This is a genomic window from Streptomyces sp. NPDC016845, from assembly GCF_044332585.1.
In the GTDB taxonomy this organism is placed as follows: Bacteria; Actinomycetota; Actinomycetes; order Streptomycetales; family Streptomycetaceae; genus Streptomyces.
The window spans coordinates 194,262-215,922 of the sequence record NZ_JBIRPI010000009.1 but is presented as its reverse complement, the minus strand read 5'-3'; the positions used below and the strand labels follow the sequence as shown (position 1 = coordinate 215,922).

21 protein-coding genes are annotated in these 21,661 nt (G+C 71.2%); 1 reads left to right on the top strand and 20 read right to left on the bottom strand.

Going from position 1 to position 21,661, the window contains the following annotated elements; genetic code table 11:
- Positions 1–143: 143 nt before the first annotated feature.
- The 12 genes from coaBC to pyrR form a co-directional block, all read right to left on the bottom strand.
- Positions 144–1,364: a bifunctional phosphopantothenoylcysteine decarboxylase/phosphopantothenate--cysteine ligase CoaBC gene (gene coaBC, locus ACH4RC_RS23425; protein WP_398204071.1), complete on the bottom strand. Its 1,221-nt coding sequence runs from the start codon at positions 1,362–1,364 to the stop codon at positions 144–146.
- A 92-nt stretch (positions 1,365–1,456) separates the two neighbouring features.
- Positions 1,457–1,729, bottom strand: a complete 273-nt coding sequence (gene rpoZ, locus ACH4RC_RS23420; RefSeq protein ID WP_005319902.1) for a DNA-directed RNA polymerase subunit omega — start codon at positions 1,727–1,729, stop codon at positions 1,457–1,459.
- 50 nt (positions 1,730–1,779) lie between these two features.
- Complete coding sequence (gene gmk, locus ACH4RC_RS23415) at positions 1,780–2,337, bottom strand: guanylate kinase (RefSeq protein WP_398204068.1); 558 nt, start codon at positions 2,335–2,337, stop codon at positions 1,780–1,782.
- A 61-nt stretch (positions 2,338–2,398) separates the two neighbouring features.
- Complete coding sequence (locus ACH4RC_RS23410; RefSeq protein WP_026246651.1) at positions 2,399–2,722, bottom strand: integration host factor; 324 nt, start codon at positions 2,720–2,722, stop codon at positions 2,399–2,401.
- 236 nt (positions 2,723–2,958) lie between these two features.
- Positions 2,959–3,804, bottom strand: a complete 846-nt coding sequence (pyrF, locus tag ACH4RC_RS23405; RefSeq protein WP_398204064.1) for an orotidine-5'-phosphate decarboxylase — start codon at positions 3,802–3,804, stop codon at positions 2,959–2,961.
- Positions 3,801–4,910: a quinone-dependent dihydroorotate dehydrogenase gene (locus tag ACH4RC_RS23400; protein WP_398204062.1), complete on the bottom strand. Its 1,110-nt coding sequence runs from the start codon at positions 4,908–4,910 to the stop codon at positions 3,801–3,803. The genes pyrF and ACH4RC_RS23400 overlap by 4 nt, the downstream gene beginning before the upstream one ends.
- 207 nt (positions 4,911–5,117) lie before the next feature.
- Positions 5,118–8,426 (bottom strand): carbamoyl-phosphate synthase large subunit, encoded by a 3,309-nt coding sequence (gene carB, locus ACH4RC_RS23395; protein ID WP_398204059.1) that lies wholly within the window; start codon positions 8,424–8,426, stop codon positions 5,118–5,120.
- Positions 8,419–9,561 carry a glutamine-hydrolyzing carbamoyl-phosphate synthase small subunit gene (gene carA / locus ACH4RC_RS23390; RefSeq protein ID WP_398204056.1) on the bottom strand — a complete coding sequence of 381 codons (1,143 nt, stop codon included), beginning with the start codon at positions 9,559–9,561 and terminating at the stop codon, positions 8,419–8,421. The genes carB and carA overlap by 8 nt, the downstream gene beginning before the upstream one ends.
- Positions 9,558–10,172: a hypothetical protein gene (locus tag ACH4RC_RS23385; RefSeq protein WP_398204054.1), complete on the bottom strand. Its 615-nt coding sequence runs from the start codon at positions 10,170–10,172 to the stop codon at positions 9,558–9,560. Before ACH4RC_RS23385 ends, carA begins: the two co-directional genes overlap by 4 nt.
- The gene (locus tag ACH4RC_RS23380; protein ID WP_398204052.1) at positions 10,169–11,458 is read right to left on the bottom strand and encodes a dihydroorotase; all 1,290 of its coding nucleotides are present in this window, start codon (positions 11,456–11,458) and stop codon (positions 10,169–10,171) included. Before ACH4RC_RS23380 ends, ACH4RC_RS23385 begins: the two co-directional genes overlap by 4 nt.
- Positions 11,459–11,462: 4 nt before the next feature.
- On the bottom strand, positions 11,463–12,440 hold the full coding sequence (locus ACH4RC_RS23375; RefSeq protein WP_398204049.1) for an aspartate carbamoyltransferase catalytic subunit: 978 nt from the start codon (positions 12,438–12,440) through the stop codon (positions 11,463–11,465).
- Positions 12,441–12,539: 99 nt separating this feature from the next.
- Positions 12,540–13,112, bottom strand: coding sequence for a bifunctional pyr operon transcriptional regulator/uracil phosphoribosyltransferase PyrR (pyrR, locus tag ACH4RC_RS23370; protein WP_398204046.1), 573 nt, complete (start codon positions 13,110–13,112; stop codon positions 12,540–12,542).
- A gap of 254 nt (positions 13,113–13,366) precedes the next feature.
- Between pyrR and bldD the strand changes: the two genes are divergently transcribed.
- Positions 13,367–13,867, top strand: coding sequence for a transcriptional regulator BldD (bldD, locus tag ACH4RC_RS23365; RefSeq protein WP_093894511.1), 501 nt, complete (start codon positions 13,367–13,369; stop codon positions 13,865–13,867).
- A 138-nt stretch (positions 13,868–14,005) separates the two neighbouring features.
- Here bldD and ACH4RC_RS23360 read toward each other — a convergent pair whose 3' ends face one another.
- The 8 genes from ACH4RC_RS23360 to aroC form a co-directional block, all read right to left on the bottom strand.
- Positions 14,006–15,463 carry a pyridoxal phosphate-dependent decarboxylase family protein gene (locus ACH4RC_RS23360; RefSeq protein ID WP_398204043.1) on the bottom strand — a complete coding sequence of 486 codons (1,458 nt, stop codon included), beginning with the start codon at positions 15,461–15,463 and terminating at the stop codon, positions 14,006–14,008.
- A gap of 101 nt (positions 15,464–15,564) precedes the next feature.
- Entirely contained in the window at positions 15,565–15,999 is a 435-nt protein-coding gene (nusB, locus tag ACH4RC_RS23355) for a transcription antitermination factor NusB (RefSeq protein ID WP_398204040.1), read from the bottom strand.
- A 2-nt stretch (positions 16,000–16,001) separates the two neighbouring features.
- On the bottom strand, positions 16,002–16,568 hold the full coding sequence (efp, locus tag ACH4RC_RS23350; RefSeq protein WP_398204037.1) for an elongation factor P: 567 nt from the start codon (positions 16,566–16,568) through the stop codon (positions 16,002–16,004).
- 59 nt (positions 16,569–16,627) lie between these two features.
- Entirely contained in the window at positions 16,628–17,746 is a 1,119-nt protein-coding gene (locus ACH4RC_RS23345) for an aminopeptidase P family protein (RefSeq protein WP_398204034.1), read from the bottom strand.
- 99 nt (positions 17,747–17,845) lie between these two features.
- Positions 17,846–18,676, bottom strand: a complete 831-nt coding sequence (locus tag ACH4RC_RS23340; protein ID WP_398204032.1) for a Pro-rich N-terminal domain-containing protein — start codon at positions 18,674–18,676, stop codon at positions 17,846–17,848.
- 134 nt (positions 18,677–18,810) lie between these two features.
- Complete coding sequence (gene aroB / locus ACH4RC_RS23335) at positions 18,811–19,902, bottom strand: 3-dehydroquinate synthase (protein WP_398204030.1); 1,092 nt, start codon at positions 19,900–19,902, stop codon at positions 18,811–18,813.
- Positions 19,899–20,414, bottom strand: a complete 516-nt coding sequence (locus tag ACH4RC_RS23330) for a shikimate kinase (protein ID WP_398204028.1) — start codon at positions 20,412–20,414, stop codon at positions 19,899–19,901. The genes aroB and ACH4RC_RS23330 overlap by 4 nt, the downstream gene beginning before the upstream one ends.
- Complete coding sequence (gene aroC / locus ACH4RC_RS23325; RefSeq protein ID WP_398204025.1) at positions 20,411–21,595, bottom strand: chorismate synthase; 1,185 nt, start codon at positions 21,593–21,595, stop codon at positions 20,411–20,413. The genes ACH4RC_RS23330 and aroC overlap by 4 nt, the downstream gene beginning before the upstream one ends.
- Positions 21,596–21,661: the final 66 nt, after the last annotated feature.

Here is a 21,661-nt window from a genome sequence, read left to right as displayed (position 1 = left end):
TGTCCGAAGTCAGTTTATCGGTCGCGCTCGGTCGCCGGACCACGAATCTCGCCCCTTGGGAGCGCTGTGACCTGCGACACGGCATTCTGCGACATGATGAACCTTCTCCGGAAGACTACTGGGCGCCCGGAATCGGCGGGTTTTCAGACACGCCGGACCACACGCAGGACGACCTCGTCCCAGATCCGGTCGGCGAGCGCCTCCTTCGGACCGTACGGGATCGGCGTCTCGCTGCCGTCGGCGCCCAGGATGACGGCCTCGTTCTCCTCGGAGCCGAAGGTCTTGCGCTCCCCGACCTCGTTGACGACGAGCAGGTCACAGCCCTTGCGGGCGAGTTTGGCGCGGCCGTTGGCGAGGACGTCGTCGGTCTCGGCGGCGAATCCGACGACCACCTGGCCCGCGCGGGCGCGGGTCCCGGACACCTCGGCGAGGATGTCCGGGTTGCGGACGAGCGCGATCGGGGCGGGCTCCTCGCCGTCCTTCTTCTTGATCTTGCCGGTGGCGTACACCTCCGGGCGGAAGTCGGCGACGGCCGCCGCCATGACCACCGCGTCGGCGTCCGCCGCCGCCTTCAGGACCGCCTCGCGCAGTTGCACGGCCGTGCCCACGTGGACGACGTCGACGCCCGCCGGGTCGGGCAGCGTCGCGTTCGCGGAGAGAAGAGTCACGCGGGCGCCGCGCGCGGCAGCCGTACGGGCCAGCGCGTAGCCCTGCTTGCCCGAGGAGCGGTTGCCGAGGAAGCGGACCGGGTCGAGGGGTTCGCGGGTGCCGCCCGCGCTGACGACGACGTGCTTCCCGGCCAGGTCGGAGGTGGCCGCGTCGGCGCCGCGCGCCAGGACCCGGCGTACGTACTCGAAGATCTCGACCGGGTCGGGAAAGCGGCCCTTGCCGGTGTCGACGCCGGTCAGACGGCCGACAGCGGGCTCGATGACGAGGGCGCCGCGGCGGCGCAGCGTCGCCACGTTCTCCTGCGTCGCCGGGTGCTCCCACATCTCGGTGTGCATGGCGGGCGCGAAGACGACCGGACAGCGGGCCGTGAGGAGCGTGTTGGTGAGGAGGTCGTCGGCGAGGCCGTGAGCCGCCTTGGCGAGCATGTCGGCGGTGGCCGGGGCGACGATCACCAGGTCCGCGTGCTGCCCGATGCGCACGTGCGGCACCTCGTGGACGGATTCCCAGACCTCGGTGGAGACCGGGTTGCCGGAGAGCGCGGACCAGGTGGCGGCGCCGACGAAGTGCAGCGCGGAGCCGGTGGGGACGACGCGTACGTCGTGGCCGGACTCGGTCAGACGGCGCAGCAGCTCACACGCCTTGTAGGCGGCGATGCCGCCGCTGACCCCGAGTACGACCTTGGGCTTGGACGACACCGGTTCTCCCCTGCGTTCGGAAAACGTACGACTCCATGACACACCACAGGCCCGACAGCCGGGCTGTCGGGCCTGTGGTGAAGCGAACGGACTTACTGCGCCGGGCCCTCGATGGCCTCCGACGTCAGCAGACCCGCGTTGATCTCGCGAAGGGCGATCGAGAGCGGCTTCTCGTGGACGTGCGTGTCCACCAGCGGGCCGACGTACTCGAGGAGACCCTCACCGAGCTGCGAGTAGTACGCGTTGATCTGACGCGCGCGCTTGGCGGCGTAGATGACCAGGCTGTACTTCGAGTCGGTGGCTTCGAGCAGCTCATCAATCGGCGGGTTGATGATGCCCTCGGGCGCGGTGATGGAAGAGGACACGCTCTGCCTTCCGATGGGGGCCGGGACCGATGTCCCGGCTGGGGTGAAGATCAAAGAACTTTCATCAAGGCTAGCAGCTCACGCGCCACGTCCTCGACGGAGGTATTGACAAGGGTCGTGTCGAACTCCGCCTCGGCGGCCAGCTCCACCTTCGCGGCCTCGAGCCGGCGCTCGATGACCTCCGGCGCCTCGGTGCCGCGCCCGGTGAGCCGGCGCACCAGCTCCTCCCAGCTCGGCGGGGCGAGGAAGACCAGCTGCGCCTCCGGCATCGACTCCCTGACCAGGCGAGCACCCTGGAGGTCGATCTCGAGCAGCACCGGCTCCCCCGCCTCCAGGCGGTCGAGCACGGCGCCGCGCGGGGTGCCGTACCGGTTCCCCGCGAACTCGGCCCACTCGAGGAGCTCGCCGTTGGCGATCAGCTTGTCCATCTCCTCGTCGGTGACGAAGAAGTACTGGACTCCGTGCTTCTCGCCGGGGCGCGGCTTGCGGGTCGTCGCCGACACCGAGAGCCAGACCTCGGGGTGTTCCTTGCGCATATGAGCGACGACCGTGCTCTTGCCGACCCCCGAGGGGCCGGAGAGCACGGTCAGCCGCGGACGTTCACTCATGCAGCGATTATTCCAGTTGTTCCGGAGTGCCCCGGACCAGCCCGGGGGCCGGCCCATGGCCTCAGGCTCCGGTGCTGCCGAACTCGCGCTCCAGGGAGGCGATCTGGTTGGAACCGAGACCGCGCACCCGGCGGGATTCGGAGATCCCGAGACGCTCCATGATCTGCTTGGCGCGGACCTTGCCCACGCCCGGCAGGGACTCAAGGAGAGCGGAGACCTTCATCTTGCCGATGACGTCGTTCTCCTGGCCCTGCTTGATGACCTCGTGGAGGGAGGCGCCGGAGTGCTTGAGTCGATTCTTCACCTCGGCCCGCTCCCGGCGAGCCGCGGCGGCCTTTTCGAGCGCGGCTGCGCGCTGTTCAGGGGTAAGGGGCGGAAGAGCCACGCCTACGTCACCTCGGATGTCGAAACTGTCGGATACGGACCGGTGAGGAACTTGGTCGCCCCACACCTCTCGTCGGAGACTAGCGGCCTGGGCCGCCTGAGTCAGCGAGAACGAACGAAAAGTCCTGGTCAGCCTCTATCGAGCCGCGCATTTCCGACAAAACAACCCGCAAATCGGTCAGGATTCGGACGCGGGCCGCAAGGTCGGCACGGAGTGCCACCCCGGAGCGCCTCTCATCAGGCGCCTTCGACCGCCTCACGCACCTCGTCCGCGAACCGCACGGCCGCGTCCCGCAGCGCCGCGACGGAGGGCCCGGCCTTGAGGACGCCCCGGCTCACGTTCGGTACGACATTGCGGACAGCGGCGCCGAAGACCGTCGGCAGATCGGCGGCGGTGGCACCCTGCGCCCCGATGCCGGGGGCGAGGAGCGGACCGTTGATCCCCAGCTCGTACGAGGAGAGGTTCCCCAGGGTCGCGCCGACGACCGCGCCGAAGGAGCCCAGCGGGCTCTCCCCCGCGTTCTCCCCGGCGAGGTGGGCGAGCATCGTCGCGCCGACATCACGGCCGTCGGCCCGCACCGCGTGCTGCACCTCGCCGCCCTCCGGGTTGGAGGTGAGCGCGAGGACGAAGAGGCCCGCGCCCGACTCGCGCGCGAGGTCGACGGCGGGCTTCAGCGAGCCGTAGCCGAGGTACGGGGACACGGTCAGCGCGTCGGAGAACAGCGGCGAGTCCTTGTGCAGGAAGGTCTCCGCGTACGCGGCCATGGTCGAGCCGATGTCGCCGCGCTTGGCGTCCATGACGACGAGGGTGCCCGCCGCGCGCAGCTCGGCGACGGCGCGCTCCAGGACGGCGATGCCGCGCGAGCCGAACCGCTCGAAGAACGCCGCCTGGGGCTTGACCACGGCGACGGTGTCGGCCAGCGCCTCGACCGACGTGCGCGTGAAGCTCTCCAGGCCCGCGATGTCGTCGCTCAGGCCCCAGGAGGAGAGCAGGGCGGCGTGCGGGTCGATGCCGACGCAGAGCGGGCCGCGCTCGTCCATGGCGCGGCGCAGGCGGGCGCCGAAGGGTTCGTTCACACTCATGCGGCCTCGGCCTTCCTCTTCACATCGGCGCCCACCGCGTCGGCGAGCGTGGCGTACGGGGAGTTGTTCAGGCGCGCGGCAAGGCCCTTGTGGACGGCGCGGGCGTAGAACGGGCCCTCGTAGATGAAGGCCGAGTAGCCCTGGACGAGCGTGGCGCCGGCGAGGATGCGCTGCCAGGCGTCCTCGGCGTTCTCGACGCCGCCGACGCCGATCAGGGTGAGGCGGTCGCCCACGCGCGCGTAGAGGCGCCTCAGGACCTCCAGGGAGCGCTCCTTGAGCGGCGCGCCGGACAGGCCGCCGGTCTCGTCCACGACGCTGCCCTTGGTGGTCAGGCCCTCGCGGGAGATCGTGGTGTTGGTGGCGATGATGCCGTCCAGGCCGAGCTCCACGGCCAGGTCGGCGACGGCGTCGACGTCCTCGTCGGCGAGGTCGGGCGCGATCTTCACCAGGAGCGGGACGCGGCGCGAGCGCACGGTGCGGTCGGCGGCGTCGCGCACGGCGGTGAGCAGCGGCCGCAGCGCCTCCGTGGCCTGGAGGTTGCGCAGGCCCGGGGTGTTGGGCGAGGAGACGTTGACGACGAGGTAGTCGGCGAAGGCGGCCAGGCGCTCGGTCGACTTCACGTAGTCGGAGGCTGCGTCGGCCTCGTCGACCACCTTGGTCTTGCCGATGTTCACACCGACCGTGGTCTTGAAGACCGGGTTGCGGGAGGCGAGGCGGGCGGCGACGGCGAGGGAGCCCTCGTTGTTGAAGCCCATGCGGTTGATCAGCGCGCGGTCCTGGACGAGCCGGAACAGGCGCTTCTTCGGGTTGCCGGGCTGCGGCTCGCCCGTGACGGTGCCGATCTCGACGTGGTCGAAGCCGAGCATCGCCATGCCGTCGATCGCGACAGCGTTCTTGTCGAACCCGGCGGCCAGGCCGAAGGGGCCGTGCATCCGCAGGCCGAGGGCCTCGGTGCGCAGCTCCTTGTAGCGCGGCGCGAGAGCGGCGGCGACGTACGTGCGCAGGACGGGGACGCGGGCGGCGCCCCGGATCCAGCGGAAGGCCGCGTAGTGGGCCTTCTCGGGGTCCATGCGCTTGAAGACGAGGTGGAAGAACAGCTTGTACATGACGGGTCCTCGGGGTCCTCAGAAGTCGGGCGGCCTCATGAAGAGGGGGACACCGTTTCCGGTGTCCCCCTCCAGGGCTGCTAAGCGGGTCGGGCGAAGTACGTTGCCGGTTCAGCAGCGCCCCGAAGGGGCGCGGGGAACTGCGCGACCAGCCACGACGGCGCCGCAGCCGGCCGCACACCTACCACGGCACTTCCAGCGGAGCGCTCAGTCGCGGGCCGCGGTCAGGTGTTCCGCGTGTTCCTGCAAGGAGCGGACGCCGACCCCGCCATGGGTGAGGGCGTCGATGCCCTGGACGGCGGCGGCGAGCGCCTGGACCGTCGTCAGGCAGGGCACGGAGCGAGCCACGGCCGCCGTGCGGATCTCGTAGCCGTCGAGGCGGCCGCCGGTGCCGTACGGGGTGTTGACGATGAGGTCGACGTCGCCCGAGTGGATCAGCTGGACGATCGTCTTCTCACCGTTCGGGCCCTCGCCCTCGGACTGCTTGCGCACGACCGTGGCGTTGAGGCCGTTGCGCCTGAGGACCTCGGCGGTGCCGGAGGTGGCGAGCAGCTCGAAGCCGTGGGCGACCAGCTCGCGCGCCGGGAAGATCATCGAGCGCTTGTCGCGGTTGGCGACCGAGATGAAAGCGCGGCCCTTCGTGGGCAGCGGCCCGTAGGCGCCCGCCTGCGACTTGGCGTACGCCGTGCCGAAGACGGAGTCGATGCCCATGACCTCGCCGGTGGAGCGCATCTCCGGGCCGAGGACCGTGTCGACGCCGCGGCCCTGGATGTCGCGGAAGCGCGACCAGGGCATGACGGCCTCCTTGACGGAGATCGGCGCGTCGAGCGGCAGCGTGCCGCCGTCGCCGTGCTTCGGCAGCAGGCCCTCGGCGCGCAGCTCGGCGACGGTGGCGCCGAGCGAGATGCGGGCGGCGGCCTTCGCGAGCGGCACCGCGGTCGCCTTCGAGGTGAAGGGGACGGTGCGGGAGGCGCGCGGGTTGGCCTCCAGGACGTAGAGGATGTCCCCGGCCAGCGCGAACTGGATGTTGATCAGGCCGCGCACGCCGACGCCCTTGGCGATGCCCTCGGTGGAGGCGCGCAGACGCTTGATGTCGAAGCCGCCGAGGGTGATCGGGGGCAGGGCGCACGCCGAGTCGCCGGAGTGGATGCCGGCCTCCTCGATGTGTTCCATGACGCCGCCGAGGTAGAGCTCCTCGCCGTCGTAGAGGGCGTCGACGTCGATCTCGATGGCGTCGTCGAGGAAGCGGTCCACGAGCACGGGGCGGCTCGGGCTGATCTCGGTGGACTCCTCGATGTACGCGGCCAGGCGGGTCTCGTCGTAGACGATCTCCATGCCGCGGCCGCCGAGCACGTAGGACGGGCGGACGAGGACCGGGTAGCCGATCTCGTCGGCGATCGCCTTCGCTTCCGCGAACGTGGTGGCGGTGCCGTGCTTCGGGGCCGGGAGACCGGCCTCGGCGAGCACCCGGCCGAAGGCGCCGCGGTCCTCGGCGGCGTGGATCGCCTCGGGCGGGGTGCCGACGACGGGGACGCCGTTGTCCTTGAGCGCCTGGGCGAGGCCGAGCGGGGTCTGGCCGCCGAGCTGGACGACGACGCCCGCGATCGGGCCCGCGAGGGACTCGGCGTGCACGATCTCCAGGACGTCCTCGAGCGTCAGCGGCTCGAAGTACAGGCGGTCGGAGGTGTCGTAGTCGGTGGAGACGGTCTCCGGGTTGCAGTTGACCATCACGGTCTCGTAGCCCGCGTCGCTGAGCGCGAAGGAGGCGTGGACGCAGGAGTAGTCGAACTCGATGCCCTGGCCGATGCGGTTCGGGCCCGAGCCCAGGATGATCACCGCGGGCTTGGTGCGCGGCGCGACCTCGGACTCCTCGTCGTAGGAGGAGTAGAAGTACGGCGTCTTCGCGGCGAACTCGGCGGCGCAGGTGTCGACCGTCTTGTAGACCGGGCGGACCCCGAGGGCGTGCCGGACCTCGCGGACGACGTCCTCGCGCAGGCCGCGGATCTCGCCGATCTGCTGGTCGGAGAAGCCGTGGCGCTTGGCCTCGGCGAGCAGCTCCGCGTCCAGGCGCTCGGCGGCGGCCAGCTCGTCGGCGACCTCCTTGATGAGGAAGAGCTGGTCCACGAACCAGGGGTCGATCTTCGTGTAGTCGAAGATCTCCTCGGGCGTGGCGCCGGCCCGGATCGCCTCCATGACGGTGTTGATCCGGCCGTCGGTCGGGCGTACGGAGGCTTCGAGCAGCTCCTTCTTGTCGCCGACCGGGCCGACGAAGGTGAACTGGCTGCCCTTCTTCTCCAGGGAGCGCAGCGCCTTCTGGAACGCCTCGGTGAAGTTGCGGCCGATCGCCATGGCCTCGCCCACCGACTTCATGGTCGTGGTGAGGGTGGAGTCGGCGCTCGGGAACTTCTCGAAGGCGAAGCGCGGGGCCTTCACGACCACGTAGTCGAGCGTCGGCTCGAAGGAGGCCGGGGTCTTCTCGGTGATGTCGTTCGGGATCTCGTCGAGCGTGTAGCCGACGGCCAGCTTGGCGGCGATCTTCGCGATCGGGAAGCCCGTGGCCTTGGAGGCGAGCGCCGAGGAGCGGGAGACGCGCGGGTTCATCTCGATGACGATGACGCGGCCGTCTTCGGGGTTGATCGCGAACTGGATGTTGCAGCCGCCGGTGTCGACGCCGACCTCGCGGATGATCGCGATGCCGATGTCACGAAGGCGCTGGTACTCGCGGTCGGTGAGCGTCATCGCGGGCGCGACGGTGATCGAGTCACCGGTGTGCACGCCCATCGGGTCGAAGTTCTCGATGGAGCAGACGACCACGACGTTGTCGTTCTTGTCGCGCATCAGCTCCAGCTCGTACTCCTTCCAGCCGAGGATGGACTCCTCCAGGAGCACCTCGGTGGTGGGAGACAGGGTCAGGCCCTGGCCCGCGATGCGGCGCAGCTCCTCCTCGTCGTGCGCGAAGCCGGAACCGGCGCCGCCCATGGTGAAGGAGGGGCGGACGACGACGGGGTAGCCGCCGAGGGTGTCGACGCCCTGGAGCACGTCGTCCATGGTGTGGCAGATCACCGAGCGGGCGGACTCGCCGTGCCCGATCTTCTTGCGGACCTCTTCGACGACGCCCTTGAAGAGGTCGCGGTCCTCGCCCTTGTTGATCGCCTCGACGTTGGCGCCGATCAGCTCGACGCCGTACTTGTCGAGAACGCCCTGGTCGTGCATGGAGATCGCGGTGTTGAGCGCGGTCTGGCCGCCGAGGGTCGGCAGGAGCGCGTCGGGGCGCTCCTTGGCGATGATCTTCTCGACGAACTCGGGGGTGATCGGCTCGACGTACGTGGCGTCGGCGATCTCCGGGTCGGTCATGATCGTCGCCGGGTTGGAGTTGACGAGAATGACGCGCAGGCCCTCGGCCTTGAGGACGCGGCACGCCTGGGTGCCGGAGTAGTCGAACTCGGCGGCCTGGCCGATGACGATCGGGCCGGAGCCGATGACCAGGACGGACTGGATATCGGAGCGCTTAGGCACGCTGGCCCTCCATCAGGGTGACGAAACGGTCGAACAGGTAGGCGGCGTCGTGCGGTCCGGCCGCCGCCTCCGGGTGGTACTGGACGGAGAAGGCCGGCTGGTCGAGCAGCTGGAGACCTTCGACGACCTGGTCGTTCAGGCAGACGTGGGAGACCTCGGCGCGACCGAAGGGGGTCTCGCTGACCTTGTCGAGCGGCGCGTCCACGGCGAAGCCGTGGTTGTGCGCGGTGACCTCGACCTTGCCGGTGGTGCGGTCCTGCACCGGCTGGTTGATGCCGCGGTGGCCGTACTTCAGCTTGTACGTGCCGAAGCCGAGGGCGCGGCCGAGGATCTGGTTGCCGAAGCAGATGCCGAACAGCGGGGTCTTGCGGGCGAGGACGGCGCGCATCAGCGCGACCGGTCCTTCGGCGGTGGAGGGGTCGCCGGGCCCGTTGGAGAAGAAGACGCCGTCGGGGGCGACCGCGTACAGCTCCTCCTCGGTGGCGGTGGCGGGCAGCACGTGCACCTCGATGCCGCGCTCGGCCATGCGGTGCGGGGTCATGCCCTTGATGCCGAGGTCGACGGCGGCGACGGTGAACTTCTTCTCACCGACGGCCGGGACGACGTAGGCCTCCTTGGTGGCGACCTCCTCGTACAGGCTCGCGCCCTTCATCTGCGGCTGCGCCTGCACCTTGGCGACCAGCTCGGCGTCGGGCGCCGGCGTCTCGCCGGAGAAGATGCCGGAGCGCATGGAGCCGCGCTCGCGCAGGTGGCGGGTGAGGGCGCGGGTGTCGATCCCGCTGATGCCGACGACGCCCTGGGCGGTCAGCTCGTCGTCCAGGCTGCGCCGGGAGCGCCAGTTGGACGGCACGCGCGCGGGGTCGCGCACGACGTAGCCGGAGACCCAGATGCGGGCCGACTCGTCGTCCTCGTCGTTCCAGCCCGTGTTGCCGATCTGCGGGGCGGTGGCGACCACGATCTGGTGGGCGTACGACGGGTCGGTGAGGGTCTCCTGGTAGCCGGTCATGCCGGTGGAGAAGACGGCCTCGCCGAAGGTCTCCCCCACGGCCCCGTAGGCCCGGCCGCGGAACACCCGGCCGTCCTCCAGGACGAGAACGGCGGGAACCTTGCTGGTTCCCCTTGTGGAGGTGGTCATCGTGCGGTGCCTTCCGTCGTGATGGTCGTCTCGACCATGTCGTTCGTGTCGTCCATGTTGATCATGTCGTTGATCGCCCTGACCCATTCGGCCTGCTCCGCGGCGTGGTCCGCGCGGAAGCCGGAGTCGATCAGCTTGTCGCCGTGGGCCCAGGTGACGATCAGGAGGCCGCCCTCCGTGAGGACCTTGCCGGCGATGCCCTTGTCGAGCCGGGCCTCGCGCAGCGCGTCCGCCGGGACGAAGAAGTCGGCCGCTCCGGGGCGTACGACGTCGAGTCCGGCGTCGGTCAGGGTCAGCTCGACGCGGCTGCGGGTGCCCAGGCCGTGCGCGACGATGCGGTCGAGCCACTGCCCTGCGGTCGTGGAGCCGTGGTAGCGGCCGCTCAAACTCATTTTCGGCTCACCCGGCGTCCCGGGCGACTGCGGCAGGGGCGGTACGTCGCCTTGCAGCGTGCCGCGCCACTTCCAGCCCTGGCGCATCAGCCAGTAGACGAGGGCGATGAAGAGGAGCAGGCCGACGATCCAGCCGATCCGGTCGGCCCAGTCGGTCACGTCCGCCGACTTCTGTTCGGCGGCCAGGACCAGCGGGCGGATGGGGTGCAGAGGTGTCACGCGAGCTTCCCGTCGGCGAGGGTGGCCTTGCCCCGCAGCCAGGTGTGAGTGACGCGCCCCGGCAGCTCACGGCCCTCGTAAGGGGTGTTGCGGCTGCGGGAGGCGAAGCCCGCGGGGTCAACACTTCCACGGTAGTCGGCGTCGACCAGAACCAGGTTGGCGGGCTCACCTGCCGAGACGGGCCGTCCATGCCCCTTGGCCTGCCCGATCTCGGCGGGCTTGGCGGACATCCGGTCGGCGACGCCGGCCCAGTCGAGCAGCCCCGTCTCGACCATCGTCTGCTGCACGACGCTCAGCGCGGTCTCCAGGCCGACCATGCCCATGGCGGCGGCGGCCCACTCGCAGTCCTTGTCCTCGTGCGGGTGCGGGGCGTGGTCGGTGGCGACGATGTCGATCGTGCCGTCGGCGAGCGCCTCGCGCAGCGCCATGACGTCCTTCTCGGTGCGCAGCGGCGGGTTGACCTTGTAGACCGGGTTGTACGAGCGCACCAGCTCGTCGGTGAGGAGCAGGTGGTGCGGGGTGACCTCGGCGGTCACGTCGATGCCGCGGGACTTGGCCCAGCGGACGATCTCCACGGACCCGGCGGTCGAGAGGTGGCAGATGTGGACGCGGGAGCCGACGTGCTCGGCGAGCAGCACGTCGCGGGCGATGATCGACTCCTCGGCGACGGCGGGCCAGCCGCCCAGGCCCAGCTCGGCGGAGACGGTGCCCTCGTTCATCTGGGCGCCCTCGGTGAGGCGGGGCTCCTGCGCGTGCTGGGCGACGACGCCGCCGAACGCCTTCACGTACTCCAGGGCGCGGCGCATGATCACGGCGTCGTGGACGCACTTGCCGTCGTCGGAGAAGACGGTGACACCGGCGGTGGAGTCGTGCATGGCGCCCAGCTCGGCGAGCTTCTGCCCCTCCAGGCCGACGGTGACGGCGCCGATGGGCTGCACGTCGCAGTAGCCGTGCTGCCGGCCGAGCCGGTAGACCTGCTCGACGACTCCGGCGGTGTCGGCTACGGGGAAGGTGTTGGCCATGGCGAAGACGGCGGTGTAGCCGCCGGAGGCGGCGGCCCGGGTGCCGGTGAGGACGGTCTCGGAGTCCTCGCGGCCGGGCTCGCGCAGGTGGGTGTGGAGGTCGACGAGGCCCGGAAGGAGCACCTTGCCATCGGCTTCGACGACCTCGTCGACGCCGTCCGCGGAGAGCCCGCCGCCGACAGCGGCGATCACGGAACCGTCGATCAGTACGTCCTGCGGCTCGCCGCCCAGCACCTTCGCACCGCGGATCAGAATCTTGCTCATGTGGTTACTTCTCCTCGGTACGGGAGTGGGTGACGGCGGGCTCGTTGCCGCCGAGCAGCAGGTAGAGGACGGCCATCCGGGTGTGGACGCCGTTGGCGACCTGTTCGATGGCGGTGCAGCGGTCGGAGTCCGCGACCTCGGCGGTGATCTCCATGCCGCGGACCATCGGGCCGGGGTGCATGACGATGGCGTGCTCCGGCATCTTCGCCATGCGGTCGCCGTCGAGGCCGTAGCGGCGCGAGTACTCCCGCTCGGTCGGGAAGAACGCGGCGTTCATGCGCTCACGCTGGACGCGCAGCATCATCACGGCGTCGGACTTGGGCAGCGTGGAGTCGAGGTCGTACGAGACCTCGCACGGCCAGGTCTCGACGCCGACGGGCAGCAGGGTGGGCGGCGCGACGAGGGTGACCTCGGCGCCGAGCGTGTGCAGCAGGTCGACGTTGGAGCGGGCGACGCGGCTGTGCAGGACGTCGCCGACGAGCGTGACGCGCTTGCCGTCGAGGCCCTGGCCGATCCCGGCGTCGGCGCCGACCAGGCGGCGGCGCATCGTGAAGGCGTCGAGGAGCGCCTGCGTGGGGTGCTGGTGGGTGCCGTCGCCCGCGTTGATCACCGGGGCGTCGATCCAGCCGGAGGTCGCGAGCCGGTACGGGGCGCCGGAGGCGCCGTGCCGGATGACGACGGCGTCGACGCCCATCGCCTCCAGGGTCTGCGCGGTGTCCTTCAGGGACTCGCCCTTGGAGACGCTGGAGCCCTTGGCGGCGAAGTTGATGACGTCGGCGGACAGGCGCTTCTCGGCGGCCTCGAACGAGATCCGGGTCCGGGTCGAGTCCTCGAAGAAGAGGTTGCAGACGGTCCGCCCGCGCAGGGCGGGCAGTTTCTTGATGGGCCGGTCGGCGACGCGGACCATCTCCTCGGTGGTGTCGAGGATGAGGACGGCGTCGTCGCGGGTGAGGTCGGCGGCCGAGATGAGGTGTCGCATCATCGGGGGTGCTCCGTAGGGAGGTTCAGGAGATTTGGGGCATACGGGCGCGCGAGGGCACACCTTTCGGGCCGTACGGGAAAACGCACGGCGAAAGGGGTGCTACTGCTCGGCCGCCTTGGTGTCCGGCTTGGCACCGAGCAGCACGGCGTCGCGGCCGTCCTCCTCGGCGAGCAGGACCTTGACCGTCTCCCGCAGCGACGTGGGGAGGTTCTTGCCGACGTAGTCGGCGCGGATCGGGAGTTCGCGGTGGCCGCGGTCGACGAGGACCGCGAGCTGCACGGCGCGCGGGCGCCCGATGTCGTTCAGGGCGTCTAGGGCGGCGCGGATGGTGCGGCCGGAGAAGAGCACGTCGTCGACGAGGACCACGAGGCGGCCGTCGATCCCCTCAGCGGGGATGTCGGTGCGGGCGAGCGCGCGCGGCGGGTGCATGCGCAGGTCGTCGCGGTACATCGTGATGTCGAGGGAGCCGACGGGAACGGCGCGGCCGGTGATCTCCTGGAGCTTGTCGGCCAGACGGCGGGCGAGGAAGACGCCTCGCGTGGGGATGCCCAGGAGGACCACGTCCTCGGCACCCTTGGCGCGTTCGACGATCTCGTGGGCGATACGGGTCAGCACCCGCGCGATGTCAGGTCCTTCGAGGACGGACCGGGCATCGGAATTCTGCGTGTCCATAAGAAACGGACCCCCTTCTCCGCCTCACGGGACGGATCTTAAAGGACGTCGGAATTGCGCCATCCAGACTACCAGCCCCCGAACGGCGCCGATCACCCCCCTGGCGGAGCGCAGAAGGTGCGAGATCGCCCGATTTGGGAGAAGGTCGGTACGGACCATTCGGCTTGACGCGGCCAAGTAACGCTGCGTAACCTCACAGTGAGTTACCAGCCACGCGGCGCAGCCGCACAGTGATGCAGTGTCCGGGGAGCTATATGTCCAGCGAATACGCCAAACAGCTCGGGGCCAAGCTCCGCGCGATCCGTACCCAGCAGGGCCTTTCCCTCCACGGTGTCGAGGAGAAGTCCCAGGGACGCTGGAAGGCGGTCGTGGTCGGGTCGTACGAGCGCGGCGACCGCGCCGTGACCGTGCAGCGCCTTGCCGAGCTGGCGGACTTCTACGGGGTTCCGGTGCAGGAGCTGCTGCCGGGCACCACCCCGGGTGGAGCGGCCGAGCCGCCGCCGAAGCTCGTCCTGGACCTCGAGCGCCTTGCCCACGTGCCGCCGGAGAAGGCGGGCCCGCTGCAGCGGTACGCCGCCACGATCCAGTCGCAGCGCGGTGACTACAACGGCAAGGTGCTCTCGATCCGCCAGGACGACCTGCGCACCCTTGCGGTGATCTACGACCAGTCGCCCTCGGTCCTGACCGAGCAGCTGATCAGCTGGGGCGTCCTGGACGCGGACGCGCGGCGCGCGGTGGCGCACGAAGAGGCCTGACGGGTCCCCTTTTACCGAGGAACCGAAGAAACGTCACACCCTGAGGGGCGGAGCCACCTGGCTCCGCCCCTCAGGCGTTCGCACGGCGTCATGGCGCCTCGTGGCGTCTCACGGCGTCTCACGGCGTCTCACGGCGTCTCACGGCGCGTAGAGCCGTCCGATGACCTCGGGCAGCAGCCGCTCGCTCAGCCTCGGCGGCAGCGCCTGGAGGACGGCGAGCACCGGCGCCATCCGCTCGGGGAGCCGCCCGTCCGCACCGACGCCCGCGAGGGTCAGCGCCGCCCCGACCTCCTCGGGGGTGAGCGCTTCCGGGTCGAGGGACGCGGCGGCCTCGGCGATCGCCGGGTCCACCCGTACCGGACCGGCCGCGCGCGCCCGCGCCACCGCCTTCTCCAGATCGGCGAGGAGCAACCGTACGGTCTCCTCGTCCGCGACCGCGGCGGTCACCGTCAGATGCAGATTGGCCGGCGACGCCCCGAAGGCGGGCTGCGGCTGGAGGTACCAGCCGCTCCCCCGGATCGCGTCGGCGACCACGAACACGTCGACGTCCGGGTCGTCGGCGGCGACCGCGAGCAGCGACGCGTCGGGCCGCGCGAGCAGCCTCAGCCCGGCGATTCCTTCGATGCCCCGGGCGAGAGCGAGCGTCGCCCTGTGCACGCGTGCCGACAACGCGGTGTAACCCTGGGTTCCGACGCGTTCGGTCACGGCCCAGGCCGCGGCGAGCGGTCCGGCCGCCTTGGTGCCCTGGAGCGTGGAGTTGACCACGGGGTAGCCGGGCCAGGAGGCGTGCGCGAACCAGCCATGGCGGCGCAGCCCGGCGTCCCGGAAGAGCAGGAGCGAGGCGCCCTTCGCGGTGTAGGCGTACTTGTGCAGGTCGACGGAGAGGGAGGTCACGCCGGGGACGCGCAGGTCGAACTCCGGGACCTCAGGCACCGACACGTCCGGCACCCTGCGCAGATGTCCCAGGTACCAGCCCCCGATGCAGGCGTCCACGTGGCAGAGCACTCCGCGCCGCTCCGCCTCGGCCGCCACCTCCGCGACCGGGTCGATGACGCCGTGCGCGTACGAGGGCGCCGAGACGACGACCAGGGCGGTGCGGTCGGTGACCGCCGCGGCCATGTCCGCCGCGCGCACCCTGAAGGTCTCCGGGTCGACCGGCACGCTCACCACCCGCAGCCCGCACACCTCGGCGGCCTTGTGGAACGCGGCGTGCGCCGTCTCGGGCAGGACCAGCTCGGGTTCGTGCACGCCGCGCGTCCGGCGGGCGTGCTGCCGGGCGGTCAGGACGGCGAGCAGGCAGCTCTCGGTGCCGCCGCTGGTGAAGGTGCCCGCGCCGCCGCCGAGGAGAGTCGTGGCGCGGCGCACCAGGTCGTTCTCCAGCGTGACCACGCTGGGGAAGGCCGTCATGTCGAGCCCGTTGACCCCGGCGAAGGCGGCGTGCGCGGCGTTCGCCAGCTCCTCCAGGCCGTCGAGCCCGGAGTCGTAGACGTACGCCATGGTGCGGCCGCCGTGGACGGGGAGATCGCCCGCGCGCAGCTCGGCGAGGCGCGACAGGAGCGGGTCGGTCGATGTGAGGGGCACGCTCGGCTCAGGCATGGCCAGAACCTAATGAGGCCTCGGGGAACGCACCAGGCCCGAAGCAGAACATTGTTCAGGTTCTGCTTCGGGCCTGCGGTGGTACGTGCGCTTCGCGGCGGTTACGCCTGGTCGCGGCGGAGCGAGGGCTTCAGGTCCTTGAAACGGCCCAGAAGCCCGTTGATGAACGCCGGGGACTCGTCGGTGGAGAACTCCTTGGCCAGCGAGACGGCCTCGTCGAGCACCACGGCGTCCGGGGTCCCGTCGACCCAGACCAGCTCGTAGGCGCCGATCCGCACGATGTTGCGGTCGACGACCGGCATCCGGTCCAGGGTCCACCCGACGGAGTACTGGGCGATCAGCTCGTCGATCCGGGCCGCGTACTGCGCGTACCCCTCGACCAGCTCCATCGTGTACTCGCTGACGGGCGGCTGCCGCGTGTCGCTGCGGGAGTGCCGGATCCAGTCCGCGAGGACCGTCGTGACGGAGTCGCCGCGCTGGTCCGCCTCGAAGAGGATCTGGAAGGCGCGCTTACGGGCCGTGTTACGGGCAGCCACGGTTAGCTGTTCACCCGGCCGAGGTAGCTGCTGTCACGGGTGTCGACCTTGATCTTCTCGCCCTGCGTGATGAAGAGCGGGACCTGGATCTGGTGGCCGGTCTCCAGCGTGGCGGGCTTGGTGCCACCCGTGGAGCGGTCACCCTGGACGCCCGGCTCCGTCTCCTTGATGGTCAGCTCGACGGCGGCCGGCAGCTCCACGAAGAGCACCTCGCCCTCGTGCTGCGCGACCGAGGCGGTGAAGCCCTCGATCAGGAAGTTGGCGGCGTCGCCGACAGCCTTGCGCTCGACCATCAGCTGGTCGTAGGTCTCCATGTCCATGAAGACGAAGTACTCGCCGTCCATGTAGGAGAACTGCATGTCGCGCTTGTCGATCGTGGCCGTCTCGACCTTGACGCCGGCGTTGAACGTCTTGTCGACGACCTTGCCGGAGAGCACGTTCTTGAGCTTGGTGCGCACGAAGGCCGGGCCCTTGCCGGGCTTGACGTGCTGGAACTCGACGACGGACCAGAGCTGGCCGCCTTCGAGCTTGAGCACCAGGCCGTTCTTGAGGTCGTTCGTGGAAGCCACGGTTGCGGAATCTCCTGGACTGACGTGGACGACCCCGGGGCACAGCGCGCAGCCTTCGGCTACAGCGCGAGCAGCTCCTTGGTCGTGATGGTGAGTAGCTCGGGTCCGCCGTCCGCCTCGGGGCGGACGACGAGCGTGTCATCGATCCGGACACCGCCCCGGCCCGGGAGGTGGACCCCCGGTTCGACGGTGACCGGCACACGAGCGTCCAGTTTACCCATGGCGGCGGGGGCCAATTGCGGGTCCTCGTCGATTTCGAGCCCCACCCCGTGTCCCGTCAGCTGCGCGAGGGCCGCGCCGTGCCCCGCCGCGTCCAGTACGTGGCGGGCCGTCCGGTCCACCTCGCGGCACTCGGCGCCGGGCAGCAGGGACTCCCTGCCCTGCCGCTGAGCGGCGAAGACGAGGTCGTACAGCTCGATCTGCCAGTCCGCGGGCGAGGTCCCGATGACGAAGGTCCGGCCGACCTCGCAGCGGTAGCCGCGGTAGGTGGCGCCGAGACAGACGGAGAGGAAGTCGCCTTCCTCGACGCGGCGGTCGCCGGGACGGTGGGCGCCGAGACCGGAGTTGGGTCCCGTGCCCACGCTCGTCGGGAAGGCGGGGCCGTCGGCGCCGTGGTCGACAAGCCGGCGTTCCAGCTCCAGGGCTAGATGGCGCTCGGTGCGGCCGACGAGGATCGACTCCAGGAGTTCGCCCAGCGCCTGGTCGGCGATCTCGGCCGCGATCCGCAGACAGGAGATCTCCTCCTCGTCCTTGACCAGGCGCAGCTGCTCGACGGCCTTGTGCAGGTCGGTGAGGAGCAGGCCGGGCGCGACCGAGCCGATCTCGCGGTGCCTGGCCATCGTCAGATGGTGCTCCTCGACGGCGAGCGAGTCGGCGCCCTGCGCGAGCGCCACATCGGCGGCGGCGACGGCCGGGTCACCACCGGGCGCCCCCAGGATCTGCACCCGCAGCTGCTCGTCGGCCCGGCCCTCGGCGAGCTGCCCGCTGGGCTGCCGCGCGCAGAGCAGGACGTCGCCGCTGCCGCCGGAGTCCGGGCCGACGAGCAGCACGGCGCCGGGCGGGGCCGCCCCGGTGAGATAGCGGACGTTGGCGGGGCGCGACACCAGGGCGGACGCGCTGCCGCCCGCTGTAGCGCGCTGTCTGAGCCGGTCCCGTCGTGCCGCGTACGCCTCTGCCATGAGGCCGAGCGTACGAGCGGGCGGGCGGGGCGGCCGGTTCAGCGCGTCCGGACGGGCGGCGCCCCTACAGGCGCGGGAGGCTCTACAGGCGCGGGAGGCTCACCACTGCGGCGGGCTCGCGATGGCGCGGGCTAGCACCTCGTCCAGGACCTGCGCCGTGCCCGCCACGTCGAGCTGCGAGTTGTCGATGATCGGCAGCCCTGAGCCGTACCAGCCCGCCATCCGGCCGTGGATCGCCGCGACCTCTTCGTCGCTGAGCCGGCGGTTGCCGCTGCGCTGCGCGTTGCGCTCCAGGACGATCTCCAGGCCCGGCAGCAGGACGACGGGGAGCAGGCCGGGGCCGACGTGCCGCTTCCAGCCGCCGAGGCCGACGACCGGGCGGTCGGGGAAGACGGCGTCGTCGAGGACGCAGGAGATCCCGTTCGCCAGGAAGTTACGGGCGGCGAAGCCGCAGGTGCGGCGGGCGAGACGGTACTGCGCCTCGCTGTTGTCGTTCCACCCCGTCTGCGGGTCGGCGAACCCCGAGCGCACCCATTCCCGTACGTCGTCGAGGCTGATGTGGGCCGTGGGGACGCGGCGGCGGTCCGCCCAGTACTTGGCGACGCTGGTCTTGCCCGCGCCCGCGGGGCCGATGAGCAGCACGGCGAGGGTGGTCGCCGCCGGGTCGGCGGGGGCCTGCGCGGGCGGCGGGCTCGGCACGGCGACGGGGGCGCCGGGCGGGAGCTGGACGTGGCCCGTGGTGTCGCGCGGCGGCGGGGCCTGCGGGTGCGGGGCCTGTGCCGCCTGCGGCGGGCCCTGCGGGGGCGGGGCGCCGGTGAACCCGGGCGCGCCGGGGTGCTGCTGCGCCTGCTGCGGCGCGGGCCAGGGGCCGGCCGCTCCGTGCCCCGGCCGGTGGGGCGGTGGCAGCGGAGATCCCACTGCGTGCTGCATCCGGTGCCACTCCGTCTCGTACAACCGTCATTGGGGCGCCGGCGATCAGGGCGCTACCGAAAGGTACCGTCCCAGGCCGCCGTTGTGTGAACGGCCGGGGCGGTCGCAACGTGCCCTGAGAACAACCGGCGGAACTATTCGGCCACTTCGCCGTAGGCGGCGAGGAGGACGGCCGGGTCCGGGCCCTCCAGGACGGTGGGCTTGCCGAGGCCGTCGAGGACGATGAAGCGCAGCAGGTCGCCGCGGGACTTCTTGTCGACCTTCATGTTCTCCAGGAGCTTGGGCCACTGGTCGTAGCGGTAGCTCAGCGGGAGGCCGACGGACTCCAGGACGGCACGGTGCCGGTCGGCGGTCGCGTCGTCCAGGCGCCCGGCGAGACGGCCGAGCTCGGCGGCGAAGTGCATGCCGACGGCGACGGCCGCGCCGTGGCGCCACTTGTAGCGCTCGTTCTTCTCGATGGCGTGCCCGAGGGTGTGCCCGTAGTTGAGGATCTCGCGCAGGCCCGACTCCTTGAGGTCGCTGGAGACGACCTCGGCCTTGACCTTGATGGAGCGCTCGATCAGCTCGGCGGTGTGCGGGCCCGCCGGGGTGCGCGCCGCCTGCGGGTCCTCCTCGATGAGCTCCAGGATCCGCTCGTCGGCGATGAAACCGGCCTTGATGATCTCGGCAAGGCCGGAGACGTAGTCGTGGACCGGGAGGGAGTCGAGCGCGGCGAGGTCGCAGAGGACGCCGACCGGCGGGTGGAAGGCGCCGACGAGGTTCTTGCCCTCGGCGGTGTTGATGCCGGTCTTGCCGCCGACGGCCGCGTCCACCATGGCGAGCACGGTGGTGGGGACGGCGATCCAGCGCACGCCGCGCAGCCACGTCGCCGCGACGAACCCGGCGAGGTCCGTGGTGGCGCCGCCGCCGACCCCGACGACGACGTCGGAGCGGGTGAAGTTGGACTGCCCGAGCGCCTTCCAGCAGTAGGCGGCGACCTCGGCGGTCTTGGCCTCCTCGGCGTTGGGCACCTGGATGGCGACGGCCTCGAAGCCCTGCTCGGCGAGGTCGGCGCGGAGCGCGTCGCCGGTCTCGGCCAGCGCCTCGGGGTGCACGATGGCGACCCGCTTGGCCCGGTCGCCGATCAACGAGCCCAGTTCGCCCAGGAGTTGGCGCCCGATCAGGACCTCGTACGGGTCGGTGCCCGCCGTGCCGCCGACCTGGATCCGGGTCACTTCGTCAGTCATGCCTGCTTCAACTCCAGTGCGTCGAGGACGGCCTCGGCGACCTCGACGGGGTCACGGCCGTCGGTGGCCACGACCACCGCGGCCACCTCGGTGTACAGATGGCGCCGCGCCTCCATCAGCTCGCGCCACTGCTTGCGCGGGTTGACGGCGAGCAGCGGCCGGGCCACGTTCAGACCGGTCCGCCTGGCCGCCTCCTCGACGTCCATCGAGAGGTAGACGACGGGGTGCCCGGCGAGCAGCGCGCGCGTGGAGTCGTCGAGGATCGCGCCGCCGCCCAGGGCGAGGACGCCGGTGTGCTCGGCGAGCGCGGTCTCGACGGCGGCCTTCTCCAGGGCGCGGAAGTGCGCCTCGCCCTCGTCGACGAAGATGTCGGCGATGGCGCGGCCCTGCGCGGCCACGATGTCGTCGTCGGTGTCCCGGAAGACGGAGCCGAGCCGCTCGGCGAGCAGAGCGCCCACCGTCGACTTGCCCACGCCCATCGGTCCGACGAGGACGACGGTCGGACCGCTCACCGGATCTGCAGGTTGTCGAGGTACGACGTCACGTTGCGCCGCGTCTCGGGGACGCTGTCGCCGCCGAACTTCTCGGCCACGGCGTCCGCGAGGACGAGGGCGACCATGGCCTCGGCCACGATGCCCGCGGCCGGCACGGCGGAGACGTCGGAGCGCTGGTGGTGGGCCTGTGTGGCCTCGCCCGTGGCGACGTCCACGGTCTTGAGCGCGCGCGGCACGGTCGCGATGGGCTTCATCGCGGCGCGCACCCGGAGCAGCTCACCGGTGGACAGGCCGCCCTCGGTGCCGCCCGCGCGCCCGGAGACGCGGCGGATGCCCTCGTCCGTCCTCACGATCTCGTCGTGCGCCTTCGAGCCCGGCACGCGCGCGAGGTCGAAGCCGTCGCCGATCTCGACGCCCTTGATGGCCTGGATGCCCATGAGCGCACCGGCGAGGCGGGCGTCGAGCTTGCGGTCCCAGTGCACGTGCGAGCCGAGGCCGACCGGCACGCCGTAGGCGAGGACCTCGACGACGCCGCCCAGGGTGTCGCCGTCCTTGTGGGCCTGGTCGACCTCCGCCACCATCGCCTTCGACGCGTCGGCGTCCAGGCAGCGCAGCGGATCGGCGTCCAGCTTCTCCACGTCGGCCGGGGTCGGGTACACGCCCTGCGGCGCCTTCACCGAGCACAGCTCGACGACGTGGGAGACGATCTCGATCCCGGCCGTCTCCTTCAGGAACGACCGGGCGATGGCGCCGAGCGCGACCCGGGCCGCGGTCTCGCGCGCGGAGGCCCGCTCCAGGATCGGCCGCGCCTCGTCGAAACCGTACTTCTGCATGCCCGCGAGGTCCGCGTGGCCGGGGCGGGGCCGGGTCAGCGGCGCGTTGCGCGCAAGGCCCGCCAGGATCTCGGGGTCGACCGGGTCGGCCGCCATGACCTGTTCCCACTTGGGCCACTCGGTGTTGCCGACCATCACCGCGACGGGCGAGCCGAGGGAGAGGCCGTGCCGGACGCCGCCCAGGAACGTGATCTCGTCCTGCTCGAACTTCATGCGTGCGCCGCGCCCATAGCCGAGACGCCGCCTGGCCAGGTGGTCCGCCACCATCTCCGTGGTGATCGGAACGCCGGCGGGAAGCCCCTCCAGCGTCGCGACAAGTGCGGGTCCGTGCGACTCCCCCGCGGTCAGCCAGCGCAACCTGCTCAACGGTGCTCCTCATGCTCGCGCTCTGCGTTACGGCTCATAGGGCGGGCACCGAGCGCGGCCCGGCCC

Coding starts and splice junctions, on each gene's coding strand:
- ACH4RC_RS23375 (WP_398204049.1), bottom strand. CDS start 12,440: ATGATGCGACACCTCATCTCGGCCGCCGACCTCACCCGCGACGACGCC.
- ACH4RC_RS23360 (WP_398204043.1), bottom strand. CDS start 15,463: ATGCCTGAGCCGAGCGTGCCCCTCACATCGACCGACCCGCTCCTGTCG.
- carA (WP_398204056.1), bottom strand. CDS start 9,561: ATGACCACCTCCACAAGGGGAACCAGCAAGGTTCCCGCCGTTCTCGTC.
- ACH4RC_RS23345 (WP_398204034.1), bottom strand. CDS start 17,746: ATGGCAGAGGCGTACGCGGCACGACGGGACCGGCTCAGACAGCGCGCT.
- ACH4RC_RS23400 (WP_398204062.1), bottom strand. CDS start 4,910: ATGTACAAGCTGTTCTTCCACCTCGTCTTCAAGCGCATGGACCCCGAG.
- bldD (WP_093894511.1), top strand. CDS start 13,367: ATGTCCAGCGAATACGCCAAACAGCTCGGGGCCAAGCTCCGCGCGATC.
- ACH4RC_RS23340 (WP_398204032.1), bottom strand. CDS start 18,676: ATGCAGCACGCAGTGGGATCTCCGCTGCCACCGCCCCACCGGCCGGGG.
- ACH4RC_RS23380 (WP_398204052.1), bottom strand. CDS start 11,458: ATGAGCAAGATTCTGATCCGCGGTGCGAAGGTGCTGGGCGGCGAGCCG.
- pyrR (WP_398204046.1), bottom strand. CDS start 13,112: ATGGACACGCAGAATTCCGATGCCCGGTCCGTCCTCGAAGGACCTGAC.
- gmk (WP_398204068.1), bottom strand. CDS start 2,337: ATGAGTGAACGTCCGCGGCTGACCGTGCTCTCCGGCCCCTCGGGGGTC.
- aroB (WP_398204030.1), bottom strand. CDS start 19,902: ATGACTGACGAAGTGACCCGGATCCAGGTCGGCGGCACGGCGGGCACC.
- pyrF (WP_398204064.1), bottom strand. CDS start 3,804: ATGAGTGTGAACGAACCCTTCGGCGCCCGCCTGCGCCGCGCCATGGAC.